The 16,350-nt window shown below is 64.2% G+C and carries 15 protein-coding genes; 7 read left to right on the forward strand and 8 right to left on the reverse strand.

Annotated elements, in window-relative coordinates:
- Nucleotides 1-138 precede the first annotated feature (138 nt).
- Nucleotides 139-558 (forward strand): histidine kinase, encoded by a 420-nt coding sequence (locus AC2T3R_RS05360; RefSeq protein WP_410951308.1) that lies wholly within the window; start codon nucleotides 139-141, stop codon nucleotides 556-558.
- A gap of 79 nt (nucleotides 559-637) precedes the next feature.
- Entirely contained in the window at nucleotides 638-919 is a 282-nt protein-coding gene (locus AC2T3R_RS05365) for a DUF3509 domain-containing protein (RefSeq protein WP_013971195.1), read from the forward strand.
- Between the two features lie 285 nt (nucleotides 920-1,204).
- Here AC2T3R_RS05365 and AC2T3R_RS05370 read toward each other — a convergent pair whose 3' ends face one another.
- Together AC2T3R_RS05370 and AC2T3R_RS05375 are read right to left on the reverse strand one after the other, a co-directional pair.
- Nucleotides 1,205-2,077 (reverse strand): TIGR02285 family protein, encoded by an 873-nt coding sequence (locus tag AC2T3R_RS05370; RefSeq protein WP_486744746.1) that lies wholly within the window; start codon nucleotides 2,075-2,077, stop codon nucleotides 1,205-1,207.
- 20 nt (nucleotides 2,078-2,097) lie between these two features.
- Nucleotides 2,098-3,297 (reverse strand): CaiB/BaiF CoA transferase family protein, encoded by a 1,200-nt coding sequence (locus AC2T3R_RS05375; protein ID WP_486744747.1) that lies wholly within the window; start codon nucleotides 3,295-3,297, stop codon nucleotides 2,098-2,100.
- A gap of 133 nt (nucleotides 3,298-3,430) precedes the next feature.
- Here AC2T3R_RS05375 and AC2T3R_RS05380 point away from each other — a divergent pair, with 133 nt between their 5' ends.
- Both AC2T3R_RS05380 and recJ read left to right on the forward strand, forming a co-directional pair.
- A complete protein-coding gene (locus tag AC2T3R_RS05380; RefSeq protein WP_486744748.1) occupies nucleotides 3,431-3,973 on the forward strand; it encodes a YaeQ family protein in 543 nt (180 codons plus the stop codon).
- An 8-nt stretch (nucleotides 3,974-3,981) separates the two neighbouring features.
- Nucleotides 3,982-5,691 carry a single-stranded-DNA-specific exonuclease RecJ gene (recJ, locus tag AC2T3R_RS05385; RefSeq protein ID WP_410951305.1) on the forward strand — a complete coding sequence of 570 codons (1,710 nt, stop codon included), beginning with the start codon at nucleotides 3,982-3,984 and terminating at the stop codon, nucleotides 5,689-5,691.
- Between the two features lie 329 nt (nucleotides 5,692-6,020).
- Here the strand turns inward: recJ and AC2T3R_RS05390 are convergent, their stop codons facing one another.
- The gene (locus AC2T3R_RS05390) at nucleotides 6,021-6,284 is read right to left on the reverse strand and encodes a DUF3077 domain-containing protein (RefSeq protein WP_338460156.1); all 264 of its coding nucleotides are present in this window, start codon (nucleotides 6,282-6,284) and stop codon (nucleotides 6,021-6,023) included.
- Between the two features lie 556 nt (nucleotides 6,285-6,840).
- Here AC2T3R_RS05390 and AC2T3R_RS05395 point away from each other — a divergent pair.
- Complete coding sequence (locus AC2T3R_RS05395) at nucleotides 6,841-7,947, forward strand: NADH:flavin oxidoreductase/NADH oxidase (RefSeq protein WP_039612794.1); 1,107 nt, start codon at nucleotides 6,841-6,843, stop codon at nucleotides 7,945-7,947.
- Between the two features lie 126 nt (nucleotides 7,948-8,073).
- Here the strand turns inward: AC2T3R_RS05395 and AC2T3R_RS05400 are convergent, their stop codons facing one another.
- The 5 genes from AC2T3R_RS05400 to ydcS all read right to left on the reverse strand — a co-directional run bounded on the left by AC2T3R_RS05400 (nucleotide 8,074) and on the right by ydcS (nucleotide 13,558).
- Entirely contained in the window at nucleotides 8,074-9,498 is a 1,425-nt protein-coding gene (locus AC2T3R_RS05400) for a gamma-aminobutyraldehyde dehydrogenase (RefSeq protein ID WP_486744749.1), read from the reverse strand.
- A gap of 17 nt (nucleotides 9,499-9,515) precedes the next feature.
- On the reverse strand, nucleotides 9,516-10,322 hold the full coding sequence (locus AC2T3R_RS05405) for an ABC transporter permease (protein WP_486744750.1): 807 nt from the start codon (nucleotides 10,320-10,322) through the stop codon (nucleotides 9,516-9,518).
- Nucleotides 10,312-11,223 carry an ABC transporter permease gene (locus AC2T3R_RS05410; protein WP_486744751.1) on the reverse strand — a complete coding sequence of 304 codons (912 nt, stop codon included), beginning with the start codon at nucleotides 11,221-11,223 and terminating at the stop codon, nucleotides 10,312-10,314. The genes AC2T3R_RS05405 and AC2T3R_RS05410 overlap by 11 nt, the downstream gene beginning before the upstream one ends.
- Before the next feature lies 1 nt (nucleotide 11,224).
- Entirely contained in the window at nucleotides 11,225-12,256 is a 1,032-nt protein-coding gene (locus AC2T3R_RS05415) for an ABC transporter ATP-binding protein (RefSeq protein ID WP_286101142.1), read from the reverse strand.
- Nucleotides 12,257-12,406: 150 nt separating this feature from the next.
- Entirely contained in the window at nucleotides 12,407-13,558 is a 1,152-nt protein-coding gene (gene ydcS / locus AC2T3R_RS05420; protein ID WP_013971208.1) for a putative ABC transporter substrate-binding protein YdcS, read from the reverse strand.
- A 218-nt stretch (nucleotides 13,559-13,776) separates the two neighbouring features.
- Between ydcS and AC2T3R_RS05425 the strand changes: the two genes are divergently transcribed.
- The gene (locus tag AC2T3R_RS05425) at nucleotides 13,777-14,469 is read left to right on the forward strand and encodes a tellurite resistance TerB family protein (RefSeq protein WP_013971209.1); all 693 of its coding nucleotides are present in this window, start codon (nucleotides 13,777-13,779) and stop codon (nucleotides 14,467-14,469) included.
- A gap of 256 nt (nucleotides 14,470-14,725) precedes the next feature.
- Nucleotides 14,726-16,348, forward strand: coding sequence for a methyl-accepting chemotaxis protein (locus AC2T3R_RS05430; RefSeq protein ID WP_015269155.1), 1,623 nt, complete (start codon nucleotides 14,726-14,728; stop codon nucleotides 16,346-16,348).
- The last annotated feature ends 2 nt before the right edge of the window (nucleotides 16,349-16,350 follow it).

A 16,350-nucleotide genomic window follows, 5' to 3' on the forward strand; every position in this document is an offset into this window, starting at 1 on the left:
GTGGGAGCTGGCTTGCCGGCGATGGGCTGCGGAGCAGCCCTAATTCTCCGAATCTTCCCACTCCTCCATCAGAAACATCCTATTCAGGCCGCCCAGCGCAAAGCCTAAATTAGCCGGTCCTCCCATCAGGAGCGGCTCATGCACCAGCCCTACGTGTTGATCCACCAGGCTCGCCCATCCCATCAGATCCTCCTGCACCAGGCCCTCAACGCTCAGGGCATGTTCCATGTGCGCATCAGCGAAACCAGTGCAGACCTCGACGCCTGCCTGAACGCCGATCACCGCCCCGATCTGCTGATCCTTGACCACGCCATGCCGACCCGGGCCGGCCTTGCCTTGCTCGAACAGCAGCACCGAACTCGTGCTTTGCTGTTCGTCGGCCAGGCTACCCCCAAGCGCCGCAACCTCGCCCAAGAGGCCAGAAACCGGGGCCTGTGGGTGCTCGCCGAACTGCCCTGGCCACTGTCGATGCCATGCCTGCAGCGCGCTCTGCAGGCACTGCAGGTGCGCCCGTGGCGGCGTATTCAAACTGTCACGTCCGCCCCGCATGCTCACTGAAGCAGCCGCGGTGTAACGAACTTTCCGCTGCGTCTGTTGGTCAGTTCCTCTATATCCCACCACGCAGCGAGTGATCCGGATGGAAAGAATCTGCAGACTGCTCAACGAAGCCCTGACCCCCTATCAGACCCACCTGGGCATAGCCGATGCCCAGGGTAATCGCCAACTGACCGTTCATGACCGCCTCGCCGGCATCACCTTGCGGCGCACGGTGAGCGAACGCCAGTTGCAGGAACAACGCCTGTTGGTCGACCTGGTGGATGGCCTTCACCGTGACCTGCAGATCGCCGAAGGGCGTTTGCAGCCCTGTGTGATCGCGGCATTGCAGCAGCGTCAGCAACCCCATGGAACCTTTGCCTGAGTGGTTTATCAGACACTGTAGGGGCAGCCGGGCCAGTGCTTTGCTCCGGCGCTGGCAAGGCTGTCACGGGAAGCCCCCAAGGGCTTTCGCTTGGCCCCGGGCGTGTTTCCCCAGCGCCCGGGGTTTCTTTTCTTGGGGGGCAGGCACATGTCCTTGTAGGAGCGGCCTTGTGTCGCGATGGGCCGCAAAGCGGCCCCGGCAATCTTTGCGGCGAAGCTGAAAATGTGGGGCCGCTACGCGCCCCATCGCGACACAAGGCCGCTCCTACAGGGGCCGATCGGGCAGCTAGTGGTCTTCGAAGAAGCGCTTGCTCTCTTCCAGGTAGTCTTCCTGCAACGCCGGGTCCAGCCAGCGTGCATACAACCCCGGCAACACATCCCGACGCAGGGCAGGCAGCAGCTGGTCGATGTGCGCAATGGCTTCACGCCCCAGCTCGCTGTTTGAACAGCCCACATGCAGAAACTGGTAGCGGTTTACCCCTTTCACAGGGTGAAACTGGTAGTCAGCCAGCGCCCCGCCTTGCAGGTCGACCAGGTAGCGCACCTCGGGCCAGTAGCCGAGCACCATGCGCAGGCGCCCGAGCTGTTGCATCTGCAGCAGGTTGGCGGTGGCGTCGTTGCCGTAGTGGCGGCTGAACGCGGTGTCGGGCAACTGGCGCAGGATGGCGTCGATCTGTGTGCCATAGCTGCGCTCGGCGACAACACCCAGCTTCAGTGGGGTCTTGCTCAGCAGGTTGAGCAGGTCTACCTCCTGGCCGTCGAGGTAAGGCGCCACCAGCGCCTCGCTGTCCTTGCGCAGCACCAGGCCGCCACTGAGCACGCCCAGGGAAGGCACGGAAAACCTCACATATTCGGCGCGTTCCGGCGTCCACAGCAGGGTCGGGTCGCAGGTGAAGCTTTTCGGGTCCTGCAGCATCTGGATGCCGCGGGCGCGGTTGACCCGCAGGATGCTGTGGTCGTACTCGGGCATCTGCCTGATCAGCAGGGGCAGCAACTGGTCGATCACCCCTTGGCCTTTTTCCGGCCCTTCGAGAATGGTGAACGGCGGCAGGTCGCGCACCAGCCAGAAGATGCGCTCCTTGGCGCTGGCTGGCTGCAGCAGTGCAGGCAGCAGCCCGCACAGCAGGACCAGGTGACATAGGCAACGGGCAGCGCGCATGGACCAGGGCCGCGCCAGGGTCAGACCGTGCCTGCTGCGCGCAGGCTGGCGATGGCCGCCGCGTCGTAGCCCAGGTTGCCGAGCAGTGCCTCGGTGTGTTCGCCCAGCGCCGGGCCTACCCACTCGGTGGAGCCGGGGGTGTCCGACAGCTTGGGCACGATGCCCGGCATGCGGAATGGCTTGCCGTCCGGCAGCTTGGCCTGCAGGAACATTTCGCGTGCCAGGTACTGCGGGTCGTTGAACATGTCCTCGGCCGAATAGATGCGGCTGGCCGGCACTTCGGCGGTGTTCAGCACCTGTATCAGTTGCTCCAGCGGCAGGCTGTTTGCCCAGCGGTCGATTACCCCGTACAGCTCGTCACGGCGCAGGTCGCGGCCATCGTTGGTGGCCAGGGTCGGGTCGTCGGCCAGGTCGGTGCGGCCAATGGCTTGCATGAAGCGCTTGAAGATCGCATCGCCGTTGGCGCCGATCTGCACATGCTTGCCGTCGGCGCTGGTGTGAATGGAGGAGGGCGTGATGCCTGGCATGATGTTGCCAGTGCGTTCGCGGATAAAGCCGAACACATCGAACTCCGGGACCATGCTTTCCATCATGGCGAAGATCGCTTCGTACAGGGCTACGTCCACCACCTGGCCCTGGCCGCCGTTGACTTCCCGGTGTCGCAGCGCCATAAGTGCGCCGATCACCCCCCACAAGGCAGCAATCGAGTCACCGATGGAAATGCCCGTGCGCACCGGTGGGCGGTCGTCGAAGCCGGTGATGTAGCGCAGGCCGCCCATCGACTCGCCCACGGCGCCGAAGCCCGGCTGGTCCTTCATCGGCCCGGTCTGGCCGAAGCCCGACAGGCGCACCATTACCAGGCGCGGGTTGAGCGCGTGCAGCACGTCCCAGCCCAGGCCGAGTTTTTCCAGCACGCCCGGGCGGAAGTTCTCGATCAGGATGTCGGCGTCGGCCAGCAGGCGTTTCAGAATCTCGCGCCCCTCTGGGTGCTTGAGGTTGAGGGTGAGCGACTGCTTGTTGCGGGCCTGCACGAACCACCACAGCGAGGTGCCCTCGTACAGCTTGCGCCATTTGCGCAACGGGTCGCCGCCATCGGGCGATTCGACCTTGATCACCTCGGCGCCGAATTCGGCACAGATACGCGAGGCGAACGGGCCAGCGATGAGGGTGCCGAGTTCGACAACCTTGAGACCGGCGAGGGGTTTGCTGGGCGTAGTCATGGGGCATCCGTGGCAGCTGGGCAGATGCGTGGTTTTATCATAGGTCCGAAGCGGCAGATACTGCTGCGGGGCAACGAAGGGCAGTATCGGTTAGACTGTGTCACTTTTTCTCTGCGCAAGAAGCCCGTCGACCATGGCCCAGCCGTCCACCACCTACAAATTCGAACTGAACCTGACCGACCTCGACCGCGGCGTGTACGAAAACGTCCGTCAGACCATTGCCCGCCACCCTTCGGAAACCGAAGAACGCATGGCCGTACGCCTGCTGGCCTACGCCCTCTGGTACAACGAAAACCTGTCGTTCGGCCGTGGCCTGTCCGACGTGGACGAGGCGGCGCTGTGGGAAAAGAGCCTGGACGATCGCATCCTGCACTGGATCGAGGTAGGCCAGCCGGACGCCGACCGACTGACCTGGTGCTCGCGCCGCACCGAGCGTACCAGCCTGCTGGCCTACGGCAGCCTGCGCGTATGGCAGAACAAGGTGGTAGACGCGGTCAAGGGGCTGAAGAACCTGAGCATCGCCGCTGTGCCGCAGGAGGTGCTGGAAACCCTCGCCACCGACATGCCCCGCACCATCAAGTGGGACGTGATGATCAGTGAAGGCACGATGTTCGTCACCGACGACCGTGGCCAGCACGAAGTGCAGCTGGAGTGGCTGCTTGGTGAGCGTGGCTGAAGCCCCTCATGCGTATCGAACCTCGCCCGCTGCCGCCCACCCTGCCATTCCTGGGTAACCTGCCACCCTTGCTGACCCGCCTGTACGCCGCGCGCGGCGTGCAGAGCGAGGCCGAGCTGGACAAAAGCCTCGCGCGCCTGCTGCCGTACCAGCAGCTCAAGGGCATCGAGGCCGGCGTGGATCTGCTGGTCGAGGCTATCGACCAGCGCCAGCGCATCCTCATCGTCGGCGACTTCGATGCCGACGGCGCCACTGCCAGTACTGTCGGCGTGCTGGGCCTGCGCCTGCTGGGCGCGGCCCATGTCGACTACCTTGTGCCCAACCGCTTCGAATACGGTTACGGCCTGACCCCGGAAATCGTCGAGGTGGCGCTGCAACGCCAGCCGCAGCTGCTGATCACCGTGGACAACGGCATTTCCAGCGTCGACGGTGTGGCAGCCGCCAAAGCCGCCGGGCTCAAGGTGCTGGTCACCGACCACCACCTGCCGGGCGCGGAGTTGCCCGACGCCGACGCCATCATCAACCCCAACCAGCCGGGCTGCAGTTTCCCGAGCAAGGCGCTGGCCGGGGTAGGGGTGATCTTCTACGTGCTGATGGCCCTGCGTGCGCGCCTGCGCAGCCTGGGGCGCTACGAAACGCAGCCGCAGCCGAACATCGGCGAATTGCTCGACCTGGTTGCCCTGGGCAGCGTCGCCGACGTGGTGCCATTGGATGCCAACAACCGCATCCTGGTGCACCAGGGCCTCGAACGCATTCGTGCCGGCCGCGCCCGACCGGGGCTGAAGGCCATTCTTGAAGTGGCCCGTCGCGATCACCGGCGTATCACCTCGACCGACCTCGGCTTCATCCTTGGCCCGCGGCTGAACGCTGCCGGGCGCCTGGACGACATGAGCCTGGGCATCGAATGCCTGCTGTGTGAAGACGCGGCCCTGGCCCAGGACATGGCCCAGCAGCTGGACGACCTGAACCAGGACCGCAAGTCCATCGAACAGGGCATGCAGCGCGAGGCCCTGGCCCAGCTCAAGGACCTGCCTGTCGAGTCGATGCCATATGGCCTGTGCCTGTTCGATGCCGACTGGCACCAGGGGGTAATCGGTATTCTGGCTTCGCGCCTGAAGGAGCGTTACCACCGGCCGACCATCGCTTTCGCCGACGCTGGCGAGGGCATGCTCAAAGGGTCGGCGCGTTCGGTGCCGGGGTTCCATATTCGCGATGCGCTGGATGCCGTGGCGGCGCGCCACCCGCAACTGATCAGCAAGTTCGGCGGCCACGCGATGGCGGCGGGGTTGTCGTTGCCTGAGGCCAATTTCCCGGCATTTGCCGCGGCGTTCGATGAAGAAGTACGACGCCAGCTACGCGAAGAGGACCTGACCGGTCGGCTGTTGTCCGACGGCAGCCTGGCGGTGGAGGAGTTCCACCTCGACCTGGCCAAGGCCCTGCGCCATGCCGGGCCCTGGGGGCAGCACTTCCCCGAGCCGCTGTTCCATGGCGTGTTCCAGCTGGTGGAGCAGCGCGTGGTGGGCGAGCGGCACCTGAAGGTGGTGCTCAAGAGCGAGTGCGGCTCGGTGCGGCTGGACGGCATTGCCTTTGGCATTGACCGCGAAGTGTGGCCGAACCCGACGGTGCGTTGGGTCGAGTTGGCGTACAAGCTGGATGTGAACGAGTTTCGTGGTAATGAAAGTGTGCAGTTGATGATTGCCCACATGGAGCCGCGCTGACTGCAAGTACTGCGGCTTCCGCAACTCTGTAGGTATGGCACAAGGCCTTGATGCCAGGTGAAGATCCCTGTGGGAGCGGGCATGCCCGCGAACACCGGCGAAGCCGGTGCCATCCACCGAGTCGCCTTCTTCGCGGGCACGCCCGCTCCCACAGGGCCTGCGGCGGGCTTGAGACTTACGCTGTACCTGTAGGAGCGGGCATGCCCGCGAACACCGGCAGAGCCGGTGCCAGCCACCGAGTCGCTTGCTTCGCGGGCACGCCCGCTCCCACAATGCTCTGCGGCGGGCTTGCGAATGTGCTCTAGGTACGATCGATGATCACACCAAACTCAGCGCGCCATACCTAACTCGGCATCATCCATCAGTGCCTTGGCCATTGCACTGAGATAGTGCGCAGCCCAGATCATCATGGGTTTCTCATCCATCAGCCCGACGATGGTCAACTCCCGCACATAGCCCATCAATTCCGAAGCCTGATCACGGGCGTCTCGGCACGGAATGCCCGCTTCGATGCGAAATAATGGGTGGGTCTGGTTTTCACCCTGAAAGAAAGTGGTCTTGCCGACGGTGAACTGGGTGTCTTCTGTGTTCATTGATCCCTCTCCTGATCATTCTGAGCGTTTTGTCGAAGGAGAAGAAATGAGGGGGATCAGGGACTGTCATTTTCATATCAATCACTCGTATGGTTGCTGATTGACCGCCTCTCCGATTCCACACGAAGGGTGGCAGTTGTACGCGGTGTGGAATCCAGGCTACGAGTAAACCCGGTAGGCTTTGCGGCCTTCCGCGCACAACTGCCATGACGACAGCTACTCGGTAATTGATCGGGATTCCACCCCCGGCCGCTGAATGCCAGCGACCAGCAAAGGCTAGAGAGTCAGGATTCCAGTAACAATCAGACGCGAGTCGACAGGACTTGTAGGTTATTTCTTCAACCTAGGCTTCACCATATCTGGGCCGTAAGGGATATCTGAAACTCTGATCAGACATGGGGCTGGTAACGCAGAGCCGTTCAACCTCTACCAAATCCCATGGAACCTCCCCCCCAACCATTCTGGTCTAGTCTGAAGTTATGACCGGACCTGGGCCAGGGACGTGCAATTGAGTGTCCGGGCCGGATCACCATTGGAGTCCTTGGGAGGTGCCCTCATGAGCCTGCTGCTCGAGCCTTACACCCTGCGTCAGCTGACCCTGCCCAACCGCATCGCCGTTTCGCCGATGTGCCAGTATTCCGCCGTCGATGGCCTGGCCAACGATTGGCACCTTGTCCATTTAGGCAGCCGCGCCGTGGGCGGCGCTGGCCTGGTAATCACTGAAGCCGTGGCGGTGACCGCCGATGGCCGCATCACCGCTGAAGACCTCGGCCTGTGGGACGACGCTCAGATCGCCCCGCTGCAACGCATCACCCGTTTCATCACCGCCCAGGGGAGCGTGCCCGGCATCCAGCTGGCTCACGCCGGGCGCAAGGCCAGCACCTATCGCCCATGGCTGGGCAAGCAAGGCAGCGTCAAGCTCGAGGAGGGCGGCTGGCAACCGGTGGGCCCGTCGAAAATCGCCTTCGACCCGCAACACACGACGCCGCACGAGTTGAACCACAATGAGATTCAGGCTGTGATCGCCGCCTTTGTCGCCTCTACCGAGCGCGCCCTGAAGGCCGGTTTCAAGGTGGTCGAAATCCATGCCGCCCACGGGTACCTGTTGCACCAGTTCCTGTCGCCGCTGAGCAACCAGCGTCGCGACGAATACGGCAGTTGCTTCGAAAACCGTATCCGCCTGACCCTGCAGGTGGTCGAGGCCGTGCGCAAAGTCTGGCCTGCCGAGTTACCGCTGTTCGTGCGGGTGTCGGCAACCGACTGGGTCGAGGACGGCTGGAACCCGGATGAAACCGTCGAACTGGCCCGCCGCCTGCGTGGGTTGGGCGTCGACCTGATCGACGTGTCCTCCGGCGGCACCTCGGTCAACGCCGAAATCCCCACCGGGCCCGGCTACCAGACGCGCTTCGCCGAGCGTGTGCGCAAGGAATCGGAAATCGCCACCGGCACCGTGGGCATGATCACCGAACCGGCCCAGGCCGAGCACATTCTGCGCACCGGCCAGGCCGACATAATCTTCCTCGCCCGCGAACTGCTGCGCGACCCGTACTGGCCGCTGCATGCCGACGACGACCTGGGCGGCAACAAAGCTACCTGGCCAGCGCAATACCAGCGCGCCACCAGCCGGGCCAACCCGATTCACGAGTCGGACCTGCGGGACTAGGTTCTACCTGCACTGGCCTCTTCGCGGGCTTGCCCGCTCCCACAGGTACATCACAAACCTCAAGGGCTGTGATGTACCTGTGGGAGCGGGCAAGCCCGCGAAGAGGCCAGTAGATTCAACCCTGGACTAGTGCTTGATCATCACATGCCGCACACAGGTGTAGTCCTCCAGCCCATACATCGACATGTCCTTGCCATACCCCGAATGCTTCTGCCCGCCATGGGGCATTTCGCTGACCAGCATGAAGTGGGTGTTCACCCATGTGCAGCCATACTGCAGGCGCGCCGCCAGGCGGTGGGCGCGGCCGGTGTCGCGGGTCCATACCGATGAGGCGAGGCCGTAGTTGGAGTCGTTGGCCCATTCCAGCGCCTGCGCTTCGTCGTTGAAGCTGGTCACCGACACTACCGGACCGAACACTTCGTTGCGCACGATTTCGTCGTCCTGCAGGGCGTCAGCCAGCACGGTCGGTTCGAAGAAGAAACCGTCGCCATCAATCGCCTTGCCACCGGTTACCAGGCGAATGTGCGGCTGGGCGATGGCCCGTTGCACCAGCCCTGCGACCTTGTCGCGGTGCTGGGCACTGATCAGTGGCCCCAGTTCGGTGTCCTCGGCTTCCTGCAGGCCCGGCTTGAGGCTGGCCACTGCGGCCCCCAGGCGTTCGACGAAGCGCTCGTAGATGCCATCCTGCACGTACAGCCGACAGGCGGCGGTGCAGTCCTGGCCGGCGTTGTAGAAACCGAAGGTACGGATGCCGTCGATGGCGGCATCGATGTCGGCATCGTCGAACACCAGCACCGGGGCCTTGCCGCCCAGTTCCATGTGCATGCGTTTCACGCTGTCGGCGGTGGCGCTGATGATGTGAGCGCCGGTGGGGATCGAGCCGGTCAGCGACACCATGCGCACCTTGGGGTGGTTGACCAGCGGGTTGCCGACCGTCTGGCCACGGCCGAAGAGGATGTTCAGCACCCCCGGTGGCAGCAGGTCCTGGGCCAGTTCGCCGAGGCGCAGGGCGGTCAGCGGGGTCAGCTCGGAGGGCTTGATCACCACCGTGTTGCCGGCAGCCAGGGCCGGGGCGATCTTCCACGCCAGCATCATCAACGGGTAGTTCCACGGTGCGATCGAGGCCACCACGCCCAGCGGGTCGCGGCGGATCATCGAAGTATGCCCCGGCAGGTACTCGCCGGCTGCCGAGCCACCCAGGCAGCGCGCCGCACCGGCGAAGTAGCGGAACACGTCGGCAATTGCCGGGATCTCGTCATTCAGCGCGGCGCTCAGCGGCTTGCCGCAGTTCTGCGATTCCAGTCGAGCCAGTTCATCGCCATGGGCTTCGATAGCGTCGGCCAGCGCCAGCAAGGCTTGCGAGCGTTCCTTGGGGCTGGTTTGCGACCAGCTGTCGAAGGCCTGGTCGGCGGCGCGCACGGCGCTGTCCACCTGGGCCTCGCTGGCTTCGTTGATCTGCGCCAGGGCACTGCCCAGCGCCGGGTTGAGCACGGTCCAGGCCGGGCCTTCGCCAGCGACCAGCTGGCCATTGATCAGCATCTGCGTTTGCATCGGGGACTCCTCCAGGGTCATTTGCCGCTGCCCGCGACGCTTTCACCGCCACGGGTCAGGTAATAGGCGCCAAGGATCGGCAGCATGGTCACCAGCATCACCAGCATGGCGACCACGTTGGTCACCGGCACGTCGCGCGGGCGGCTGAGCTGGTTTAGCAACCAGATCGGCAGGGTGCGTTCGTGGCCGGCAGTGAAGGTGGTGACGATGATTTCGTCGAACGACAGGGCAAAGGCCAGCATGCCACCGGCCAGCAGCGCCGAACCGAGGTTGGGCAGGATGATGTAGCGGAAGGTTTGCCAACCGTCGGCACCGAGGTCCATCGAAGCTTCGATCAGGCTCTGCGAAGTGCGTCGCAGGCGGGCGATCACGTTGTTGTAGACGATAACCACACAGAACGTGGCGTGGCCGACCACGATGGTGAACACGCCGGGCTCGATCCCCAGGCTCTTGAACGCCGAGAGCAGGGCGATGCCAGTAATGATGCCAGGCAGGGCAATGGGCAGGATCAGCATCAGCGAAATGCTCTCCTTGCCGAAAAAGCTGCGCCGGTACAGCGCCGCCGAGGCCAGTGTGCCGAGCACCAGGGCGATCAGCGTGGCCAGGCAGGCCACCTGCAGCGACAGCTTTATCGCTTCCAGCACATCGGGCCGGGCAAAGGCCACGGCGAACCACTTCAGGGTTAAGCCCTTGGGCGGGAAGCTGAATGCCGCGTCTTCGGTGTTGAAGGCGTACAGGAAGATGACCAGGATCGGGAAGTGCAGGAACAGTAACCCGCCCCAGGCCGCCATGCGCAGCCCGGTCGAGGCTTTTTCAGAGTGCATCGAAGGCCCCCAGTCGCTTGACGATGGACAGGTACACCGCGATCAGCACGATCGGCACCAGGGTGAACGCGGCGGCCATCGGCATGTTGCCGATCGCCCCTTGCTGGGCATAGACCATGCTGCCGATGAAATAGCCGGGCGGGCCGATCAGCTGCGGCACGATGAAGTCGCCCAGGGTCAGCGAGAAGGTGAAGATTGAACCGGCGGCAATGCCCGGGATCGACAGCGGCAGGATCACCTGCACGAAGGTCTGGCCGGGCCTGGCGCCCAAGTCTGCCGAAGCTTGCAGCAGCGACGGCGGCAAGCGTTCCAGCGAGGCCTGGATCGGCAGGATCATGAACGGCAGCCAGATGTACACGAACACCATGAAGCGCCCCAGGTGCGAAGTCGACAGCGTGCTGCCGCCCACGCCCGGTACCGCCAGCACCATTTGCAGCAGAGCATCCAGGTGCAGTTGCTGGGCGAACCACTGGGCCACGCCGCCCTTGGCCAGCAGCAGGGTCCAGGCGTAGGTCTTGACGATGTAGCTGGCCCACATCGGCATCATCACTGCGATGTAGAAAAATGCCTTGGTCTTGCCGCTGGTGTAGCGCGCCATGTAGTAGGCGATGGGGAAGGCCAGCACCGCGCTGGCCAGCGACACCGCCAGCGCCATTCCCAGGGTGCGCAGGATGATGTCGAAGTTCGACGGGTTGAACAGCGCGGCGAAATTGCCCAGGGTCAGGTCCGGGGTCACCGCCATGGTGAAGTCGTCGAAGGTATAGAAGCCTTGCCACAGCAGGTTCAGCAGCGAGCCCAGGTAGATCGCGCCGAACCAGGTCAGCGGTGGGATCAGCAGCAGGGCCAGGTACAGGTTGGGGCGCCGGTACAGCAGGTTGGACAGGCCGCGCAGCGTGCTCATGTCAGCGGCCCTCCGTTTCCTGCAGCACCGTCATGGCTTCGCGGGGCCAGTGCGCCTGTACTCGTTGCCCGGGTTGCCAGGCCTGTGCCTGCGCCTGCCAGCGGTCGTTGGCCTGGCTCACCGCCAGCAACTGGCCGCTGTCCAGTTGCAGCTCGTAGCGGGTGGCACTGCCCTGGTACTGGATATCGCGCAGCTGGCCGCTGACCTGGACGTGCTGGCCGGCTGTGGCCGGGTCGCCGAGGCGGATGTGTTCGGGGCGGATGGAGAAGGGCGCCGGGCTGCCATTGAGCAACGTGGCCAGTTCGCCGCGCACAACGTTGGAGGTGCCGACGAACTCGGCGACGAAGGTGGTGGCCGGCTGCATGTACAGGTTGCGCGGGGTGTCGACCTGCTCGATACGGCCGCGGTTGAACACTGCGACGCGATCGGACATCGACAGCGCCTCGGTCTGGTCGTGGGTGACGAAGATGAAGGTGATGCCCAGCTGGCGCTGCAGCTTTTTCAGCTCGCCCTGCATCTGTTCGCGCAACTTCAGGTCCAGCGCGCCAAGCGGCTCGTCCAGCAGCAGTACCCGTGGCCGATTGACCAGCGCGCGGGCCAGGGCCACGCGCTGGCGCTGGCCACCGGACAACTGCGCCGGTTTGCGCGCGCCATAGCCGGCCAGGGCCACCATCGCCAGGGCTTCTTCGGCGCGGCTGTGGCGTTCGGCCTTGGCCACGCCTTTTACCTTCAGGCCGTAGGCGATGTTGTCCAGTACGTTCATGTGCGGGAACAGGGCGTAGTCCTGGAATACGGTGTTGACGTCGCGCTGGTAGGGCGGTACGCCCGCAGCCTCGACACCGTGGATGCGGATCGAACCGCTGGTGGGTTGCTCGAAGCCTGCGATCAGGCGCAGGCAGGTGGTCTTGCCCGAGCCAGAGGGGCCGAGCATGGAGAAGAATTCGCCATCGATGATGTCGATGCTGACCTGGTCGACGGCCTTGACCTCGCCGAAGGTGCGGGAAACCTGGGTGAACTGGACGGCTAGGGGCATGCGTGTGCTCCGGACAACGGGCTTACTCCTGTGCCTGCCTCTTCGCGGGTGAACCCGCTCCTACAGGTTCATCACCGCCTGTAAGGGTGGTGCTCTACCTGTAGGAGCGGGTTCACCCGCGAAGAGGCCGGCACAGGCATTCAGGCAACCTCAGCGCCCACCCATGATCGCAATGTAATCCTGGGTCCAGCGGCTATACGGCACGAACTTGCCGCCCTGGGCCTGCGGGGTTTTCCAGAAGGCGATCTTGTCGAAGTTGTCGAAACCGTTGGTCTTGCAGCCCTCGGCCCCCAGCAGCTCGTTGCCGGTGCAGGCCGCCGGCACCGCCGGCAACGAACCGAACCAGGCCGCCACGTCACCCTGTACTTTCGGCTGCAGCGACCAGTCCATCCATTTGTAGGCACAGTTGGGGTGCTTGGCCTCGCTGTGCAGCATGGTGGTGTCGGCCCAGCCGGTCGCGCCTTCTTTGGGAATGGTCGAGGCCACGGGCTGCTTTTCGGCTTTGAGGCCATTGACCATGTAGCCCCAGGAGCTGGAGGCAACCACGCCTTCGTTCTTCACGTCGCTCATCTGCACCGTGGCGTCATGCCAGTAGCGGTGGATCAGCGGTTGTTGCTGGCGCAGCAGTTCCAGCACGGCCTTGTATTGTGTTTCGCTCAGCTCGTACGGGTCCTGGATGCCCAGCTCCGGTTTGGCCGTCTTCAGGTACAACGCCGCATCGGCGATGTAGATCGGCCCATCGTAGGCCTGCACGCGGCCCTTGTTCGGCTTGCCGTCGGGCAGGTTCTGCGGCTCGAACAGCACACCCCAGGTGGTGGGCGCCTGCTTGAACACGTCGGTGTTGTACAGCAGCACGTTCGGGCCCCATTGGTACGGGGTGCCGTAGACCCGCTTGTCGACCACGTACCAGCCACCGTTCTGTAGCCGTGGGTCGATGTTCTTCCAGTTGGGGATCAAGTCGGTGTTGATCGGCTGTACCCGCTTGCCCGCGATCAGCCGCAGCGAGGCATCGCCCGAGGCGGTGACCAGGTCGTAGCCGCCCTTGGTCATCAGGCTGACCATCTCGTCCGAGGTGGCGGCGGTCTTGACGCTGACCTTGCAGCCGGTTTCCTTCTCGAAGCCGGTCACCCAGTCGTAGGCCTTGTCGCTTTCACCGCGCTCGATGTAGCCGGGCCAGGCGACGATGTCCAGGCGGCCCTCGCCGGGCCCCAGGGCCTTGGGCGGTTCGGCAGCCTGCAGGCTGGCGCTGGCCAGCACGGCGCAGGCGGTTGCGCCGAGCAATGCGGTCTTGTGCACTGACATGGTGTTCCCTCTTCTTGGAGATTTTGGTCGGGGCAGTCATCAAGCAAGCCGTGAAGCGAGCGTTATAGGCGTAGTGCGGTTTACGCGCGGTATTGGCGATATCGAGTCTAGTTGGCTTTTTGCCAGCCAATGCAACATCCGGAAGCAAATCCCCCCATGGCGATCGAGCGGGCAGGGCTTAATCTGACGGTTCCCTTGGCCAACGTGGAAACCGTTTGATGAACACCCGGGGATTGCTCGACCAGTTGCTCAAGTCCGGCCAGGACTTGCTCGCCAGCCAGGCCGGCAAGGGCAGCTCTGGCAAGCCAGGCGCCAGTGCCGGCGGCCTTGGCAGCCTGCTTTCTGGTGCCGGTGGTGGTGCCCTGGCAGCGGGTGCCATGGGTTTGCTGCTGGGCAACAAGAAAGCCCGCAAATATGGCGGCAAGGCCCTCACCTATGGCGGCCTGGCCGCGCTCGGTGTGCTGGCCTACAAGGCCTACGGCAACTGGCAGGCGCGCCAGCAGGTGGCCGCCACCGAGCCACAGACCGTCGACCGCCTGCCGCCGGCCCAGGCCGAGCTGCACAGCCAGGCGGTACTGCGGGCGCTGGTGGCGGCGGCCAAGTCCGATGGCCATATCGACGAACGCGAGCGTGCGCTGATCGAGGGTGAATTCACCCGCCTGGACAACGACCGCGAGTTGCAGCACTGGCTGCATGCCGAGCTGAACAAGCCGCTGGACCCGGCCGAAGTGGCCCGTGCCGCGCAAACGCCGGAAATGGCCGCCGAGATGTACCTGGCCAGCGTCATGATGGTCGACCAGGAAAACTTCATGGAGCGCGCCTACCTGGACGAACTGGCCCGCCAGCTGCGCCTGGACCCGGCCCTGCGCCAGGAGCTGGAAAGCCAGGCAAGGCTTGCCGCCGGCCAGTGATGGGGGCTGCGTTGCAGCCCATCGCCGGCAAGCCGGCTCCCACAGGGATCACACATGGCCTGAGGTCATGCGGTCGAGGTGGGAGCCTGGCTTGCCGGCGATGGGCCGCACAGCGGCCCCAATGGCGTTGGGCACAAATGACCGGTCTGTCGGCAAGGTTACCTGGTCACCCCACATTTCAGCCGCATGAGCACTGGGCGCCTGGGCTATACTTCGGCGATTTTTCCCGCTCGTTGTGAATTCCTGAGGGCTGAATGTGAAGAACTGGACCTTGCGCCAACGGATCCTGGCAAGTTTCGCCGTGATCATCGCCATCATGCTGCTGATGATCGTGGCCGCCTACTCGCGGTTGGTGACCATCGCATCCGCCGAACAGGCAGTGGGGACCGACAGCATTCCCGGCCTCTACTACAGCTCGATGATCCGCAGTGCCTGGGTCGACGGTTACGTGGCTAGCCAGCAGTTGGTAGGCCTGTCCAACCAGCGTGAATTCACCTCGGCCGATGCGGAACTGTTCAAGAGCTTCCAGGACCGCTTGAAAGAGCACATGGCCAGCTACCAGGGCACCATTCAGGATGATGACGACCAGGCGCGGTTCGACGCCTTCATCCAGATGGAGGTTGCCTACCTCAAGATCATCGAGCAGGTGCTGGAAGCCTACCGAAAGCATGACTATGCCGAAGCCCAGCGGTTGATCACCGATGTGCTGACCCCGGCCTGGGTAGAAGGCCGCAAGCTTCTGAACGAAGTGATCGAGCACAACCGGGCCGCCGCCGACACCGACACCAACGAGATCGTCGGCGCCGTGAGCACCGCCAAGGGCAGCATGATGGTTTCGCTGCTGCTGGCGATCATCGCCGCCGGTATCTGCGGCCTGTTGCTGATGCGCGCCATCACCGCGCCCATGCAACGCATTGTCCATGCCCTCGACAAACTGCGCTCCGGCGACCTGAGCATGCGCCTGAGCCTGGACCGCAAGGACGAGTTCGGCGCCATCGAAAGCGGCTTCAACGAAATGGCCGAGGCCCTGGCCAACCTGGTGGCCCAGGCCCAGCGTTCGTCGGTGCAGGTGACCACCTCGGTGACCGAAATTGCCGCAACCTCCAAGCAACAGCAGGCCACCGCCACCGAAACGGCTGCCACCACCACCGAAATCGGCGCCACCTCGCGGGAAATCGCCGCCACCTCGCGTGACCTGGTGCGCACCATGACCGAAGTCACCTCGGCCGCCGACCAGGCCTCCAGCCTGGCCGGCTCCGGCCAACAGGGCCTGGCACGCATGGAAGAAACCATGCACCAGGTGATGGGTGCCGCCGACCTGGTCAACGCCAAGCTGGGCATCCTCAACGAAAAGGCCAGCAACATCACCCAGATGGTGGTGACCATTGTCAAGGTTGCCGACCAGACCAACCTGCTGTCGCTCAACGCTGCCATCGAAGCGGAAAAGGCCGGCGAGTACGGCCGGGGCTTTGCCGTGGTGGCCACCGAAGTGCGCCGCCTGGCCGACCAGACCGCCGTTGCCACCTACGACATCGAGCAGATGGTGCGCGAGATCCAGTCGGCGGTGTCGGCCGGGGTCATGGGCATGGACAAGTTTTCCGAAGAAGTGCGCCGCGGCATGTTCGAGGTGCAGCAGGTGGGCGAACAGCTCAGCCAGATCATCCACCAGGTGCAGGCCCTGGCGCCGCGCGTGCTGATGGTCAACGAAGGCATGCAGGCCCAGGCCACCGGTGCCGAGCAGATCAACCAGGCGCTGGCCCAGCTCAGCGATGCCAGCACCCAGACAGTCGAGTCGCTGCGCCAGGCCAGTTTCGCCATCGATGAGCTGAGCCAAGTGGCCGCAGGCCTGCGTGGCGGCGTGTCGCGCTTCAAAGTCTGACC

Source organism: Pseudomonas sp. PVC-5-1 (assembly GCF_057444345.1).

Excerpts from the sequence above, each read along its gene's own strand:
- AC2T3R_RS05360 (WP_410951308.1), top strand. The coding sequence starts at position 139 with ATGCACCAGCCCTACGTGTTGATCCACCAGGCTCGCCCATCCCATCAG.
- AC2T3R_RS05365 (WP_013971195.1), top strand. The coding sequence starts at position 638 with ATGGAAAGAATCTGCAGACTGCTCAACGAAGCCCTGACCCCCTATCAG.
- AC2T3R_RS05370 (WP_486744746.1), bottom strand. The coding sequence starts at position 2,077 with ATGCGCGCTGCCCGTTGCCTATGTCACCTGGTCCTGCTGTGCGGGCTG.
- AC2T3R_RS05375 (WP_486744747.1), bottom strand. The coding sequence starts at position 3,297 with ATGACTACGCCCAGCAAACCCCTCGCCGGTCTCAAGGTTGTCGAACTC.
- AC2T3R_RS05380 (WP_486744748.1), top strand. The coding sequence starts at position 3,431 with ATGGCCCAGCCGTCCACCACCTACAAATTCGAACTGAACCTGACCGAC.
- recJ (WP_410951305.1), top strand. The coding sequence starts at position 3,982 with ATGCGTATCGAACCTCGCCCGCTGCCGCCCACCCTGCCATTCCTGGGT.
- AC2T3R_RS05390 (WP_338460156.1), bottom strand. The coding sequence starts at position 6,284 with ATGAACACAGAAGACACCCAGTTCACCGTCGGCAAGACCACTTTCTTT.
- AC2T3R_RS05395 (WP_039612794.1), top strand. The coding sequence starts at position 6,841 with ATGAGCCTGCTGCTCGAGCCTTACACCCTGCGTCAGCTGACCCTGCCC.
- AC2T3R_RS05400 (WP_486744749.1), bottom strand. The coding sequence starts at position 9,498 with ATGCAAACGCAGATGCTGATCAATGGCCAGCTGGTCGCTGGCGAAGGC.
- AC2T3R_RS05405 (WP_486744750.1), bottom strand. The coding sequence starts at position 10,322 with ATGCACTCTGAAAAAGCCTCGACCGGGCTGCGCATGGCGGCCTGGGGC.
- AC2T3R_RS05410 (WP_486744751.1), bottom strand. The coding sequence starts at position 11,223 with ATGAGCACGCTGCGCGGCCTGTCCAACCTGCTGTACCGGCGCCCCAAC.
- AC2T3R_RS05415 (WP_286101142.1), bottom strand. The coding sequence starts at position 12,256 with ATGCCCCTAGCCGTCCAGTTCACCCAGGTTTCCCGCACCTTCGGCGAG.
- ydcS (WP_013971208.1), bottom strand. The coding sequence starts at position 13,558 with ATGTCAGTGCACAAGACCGCATTGCTCGGCGCAACCGCCTGCGCCGTG.
- AC2T3R_RS05425 (WP_013971209.1), top strand. The coding sequence starts at position 13,777 with ATGAACACCCGGGGATTGCTCGACCAGTTGCTCAAGTCCGGCCAGGAC.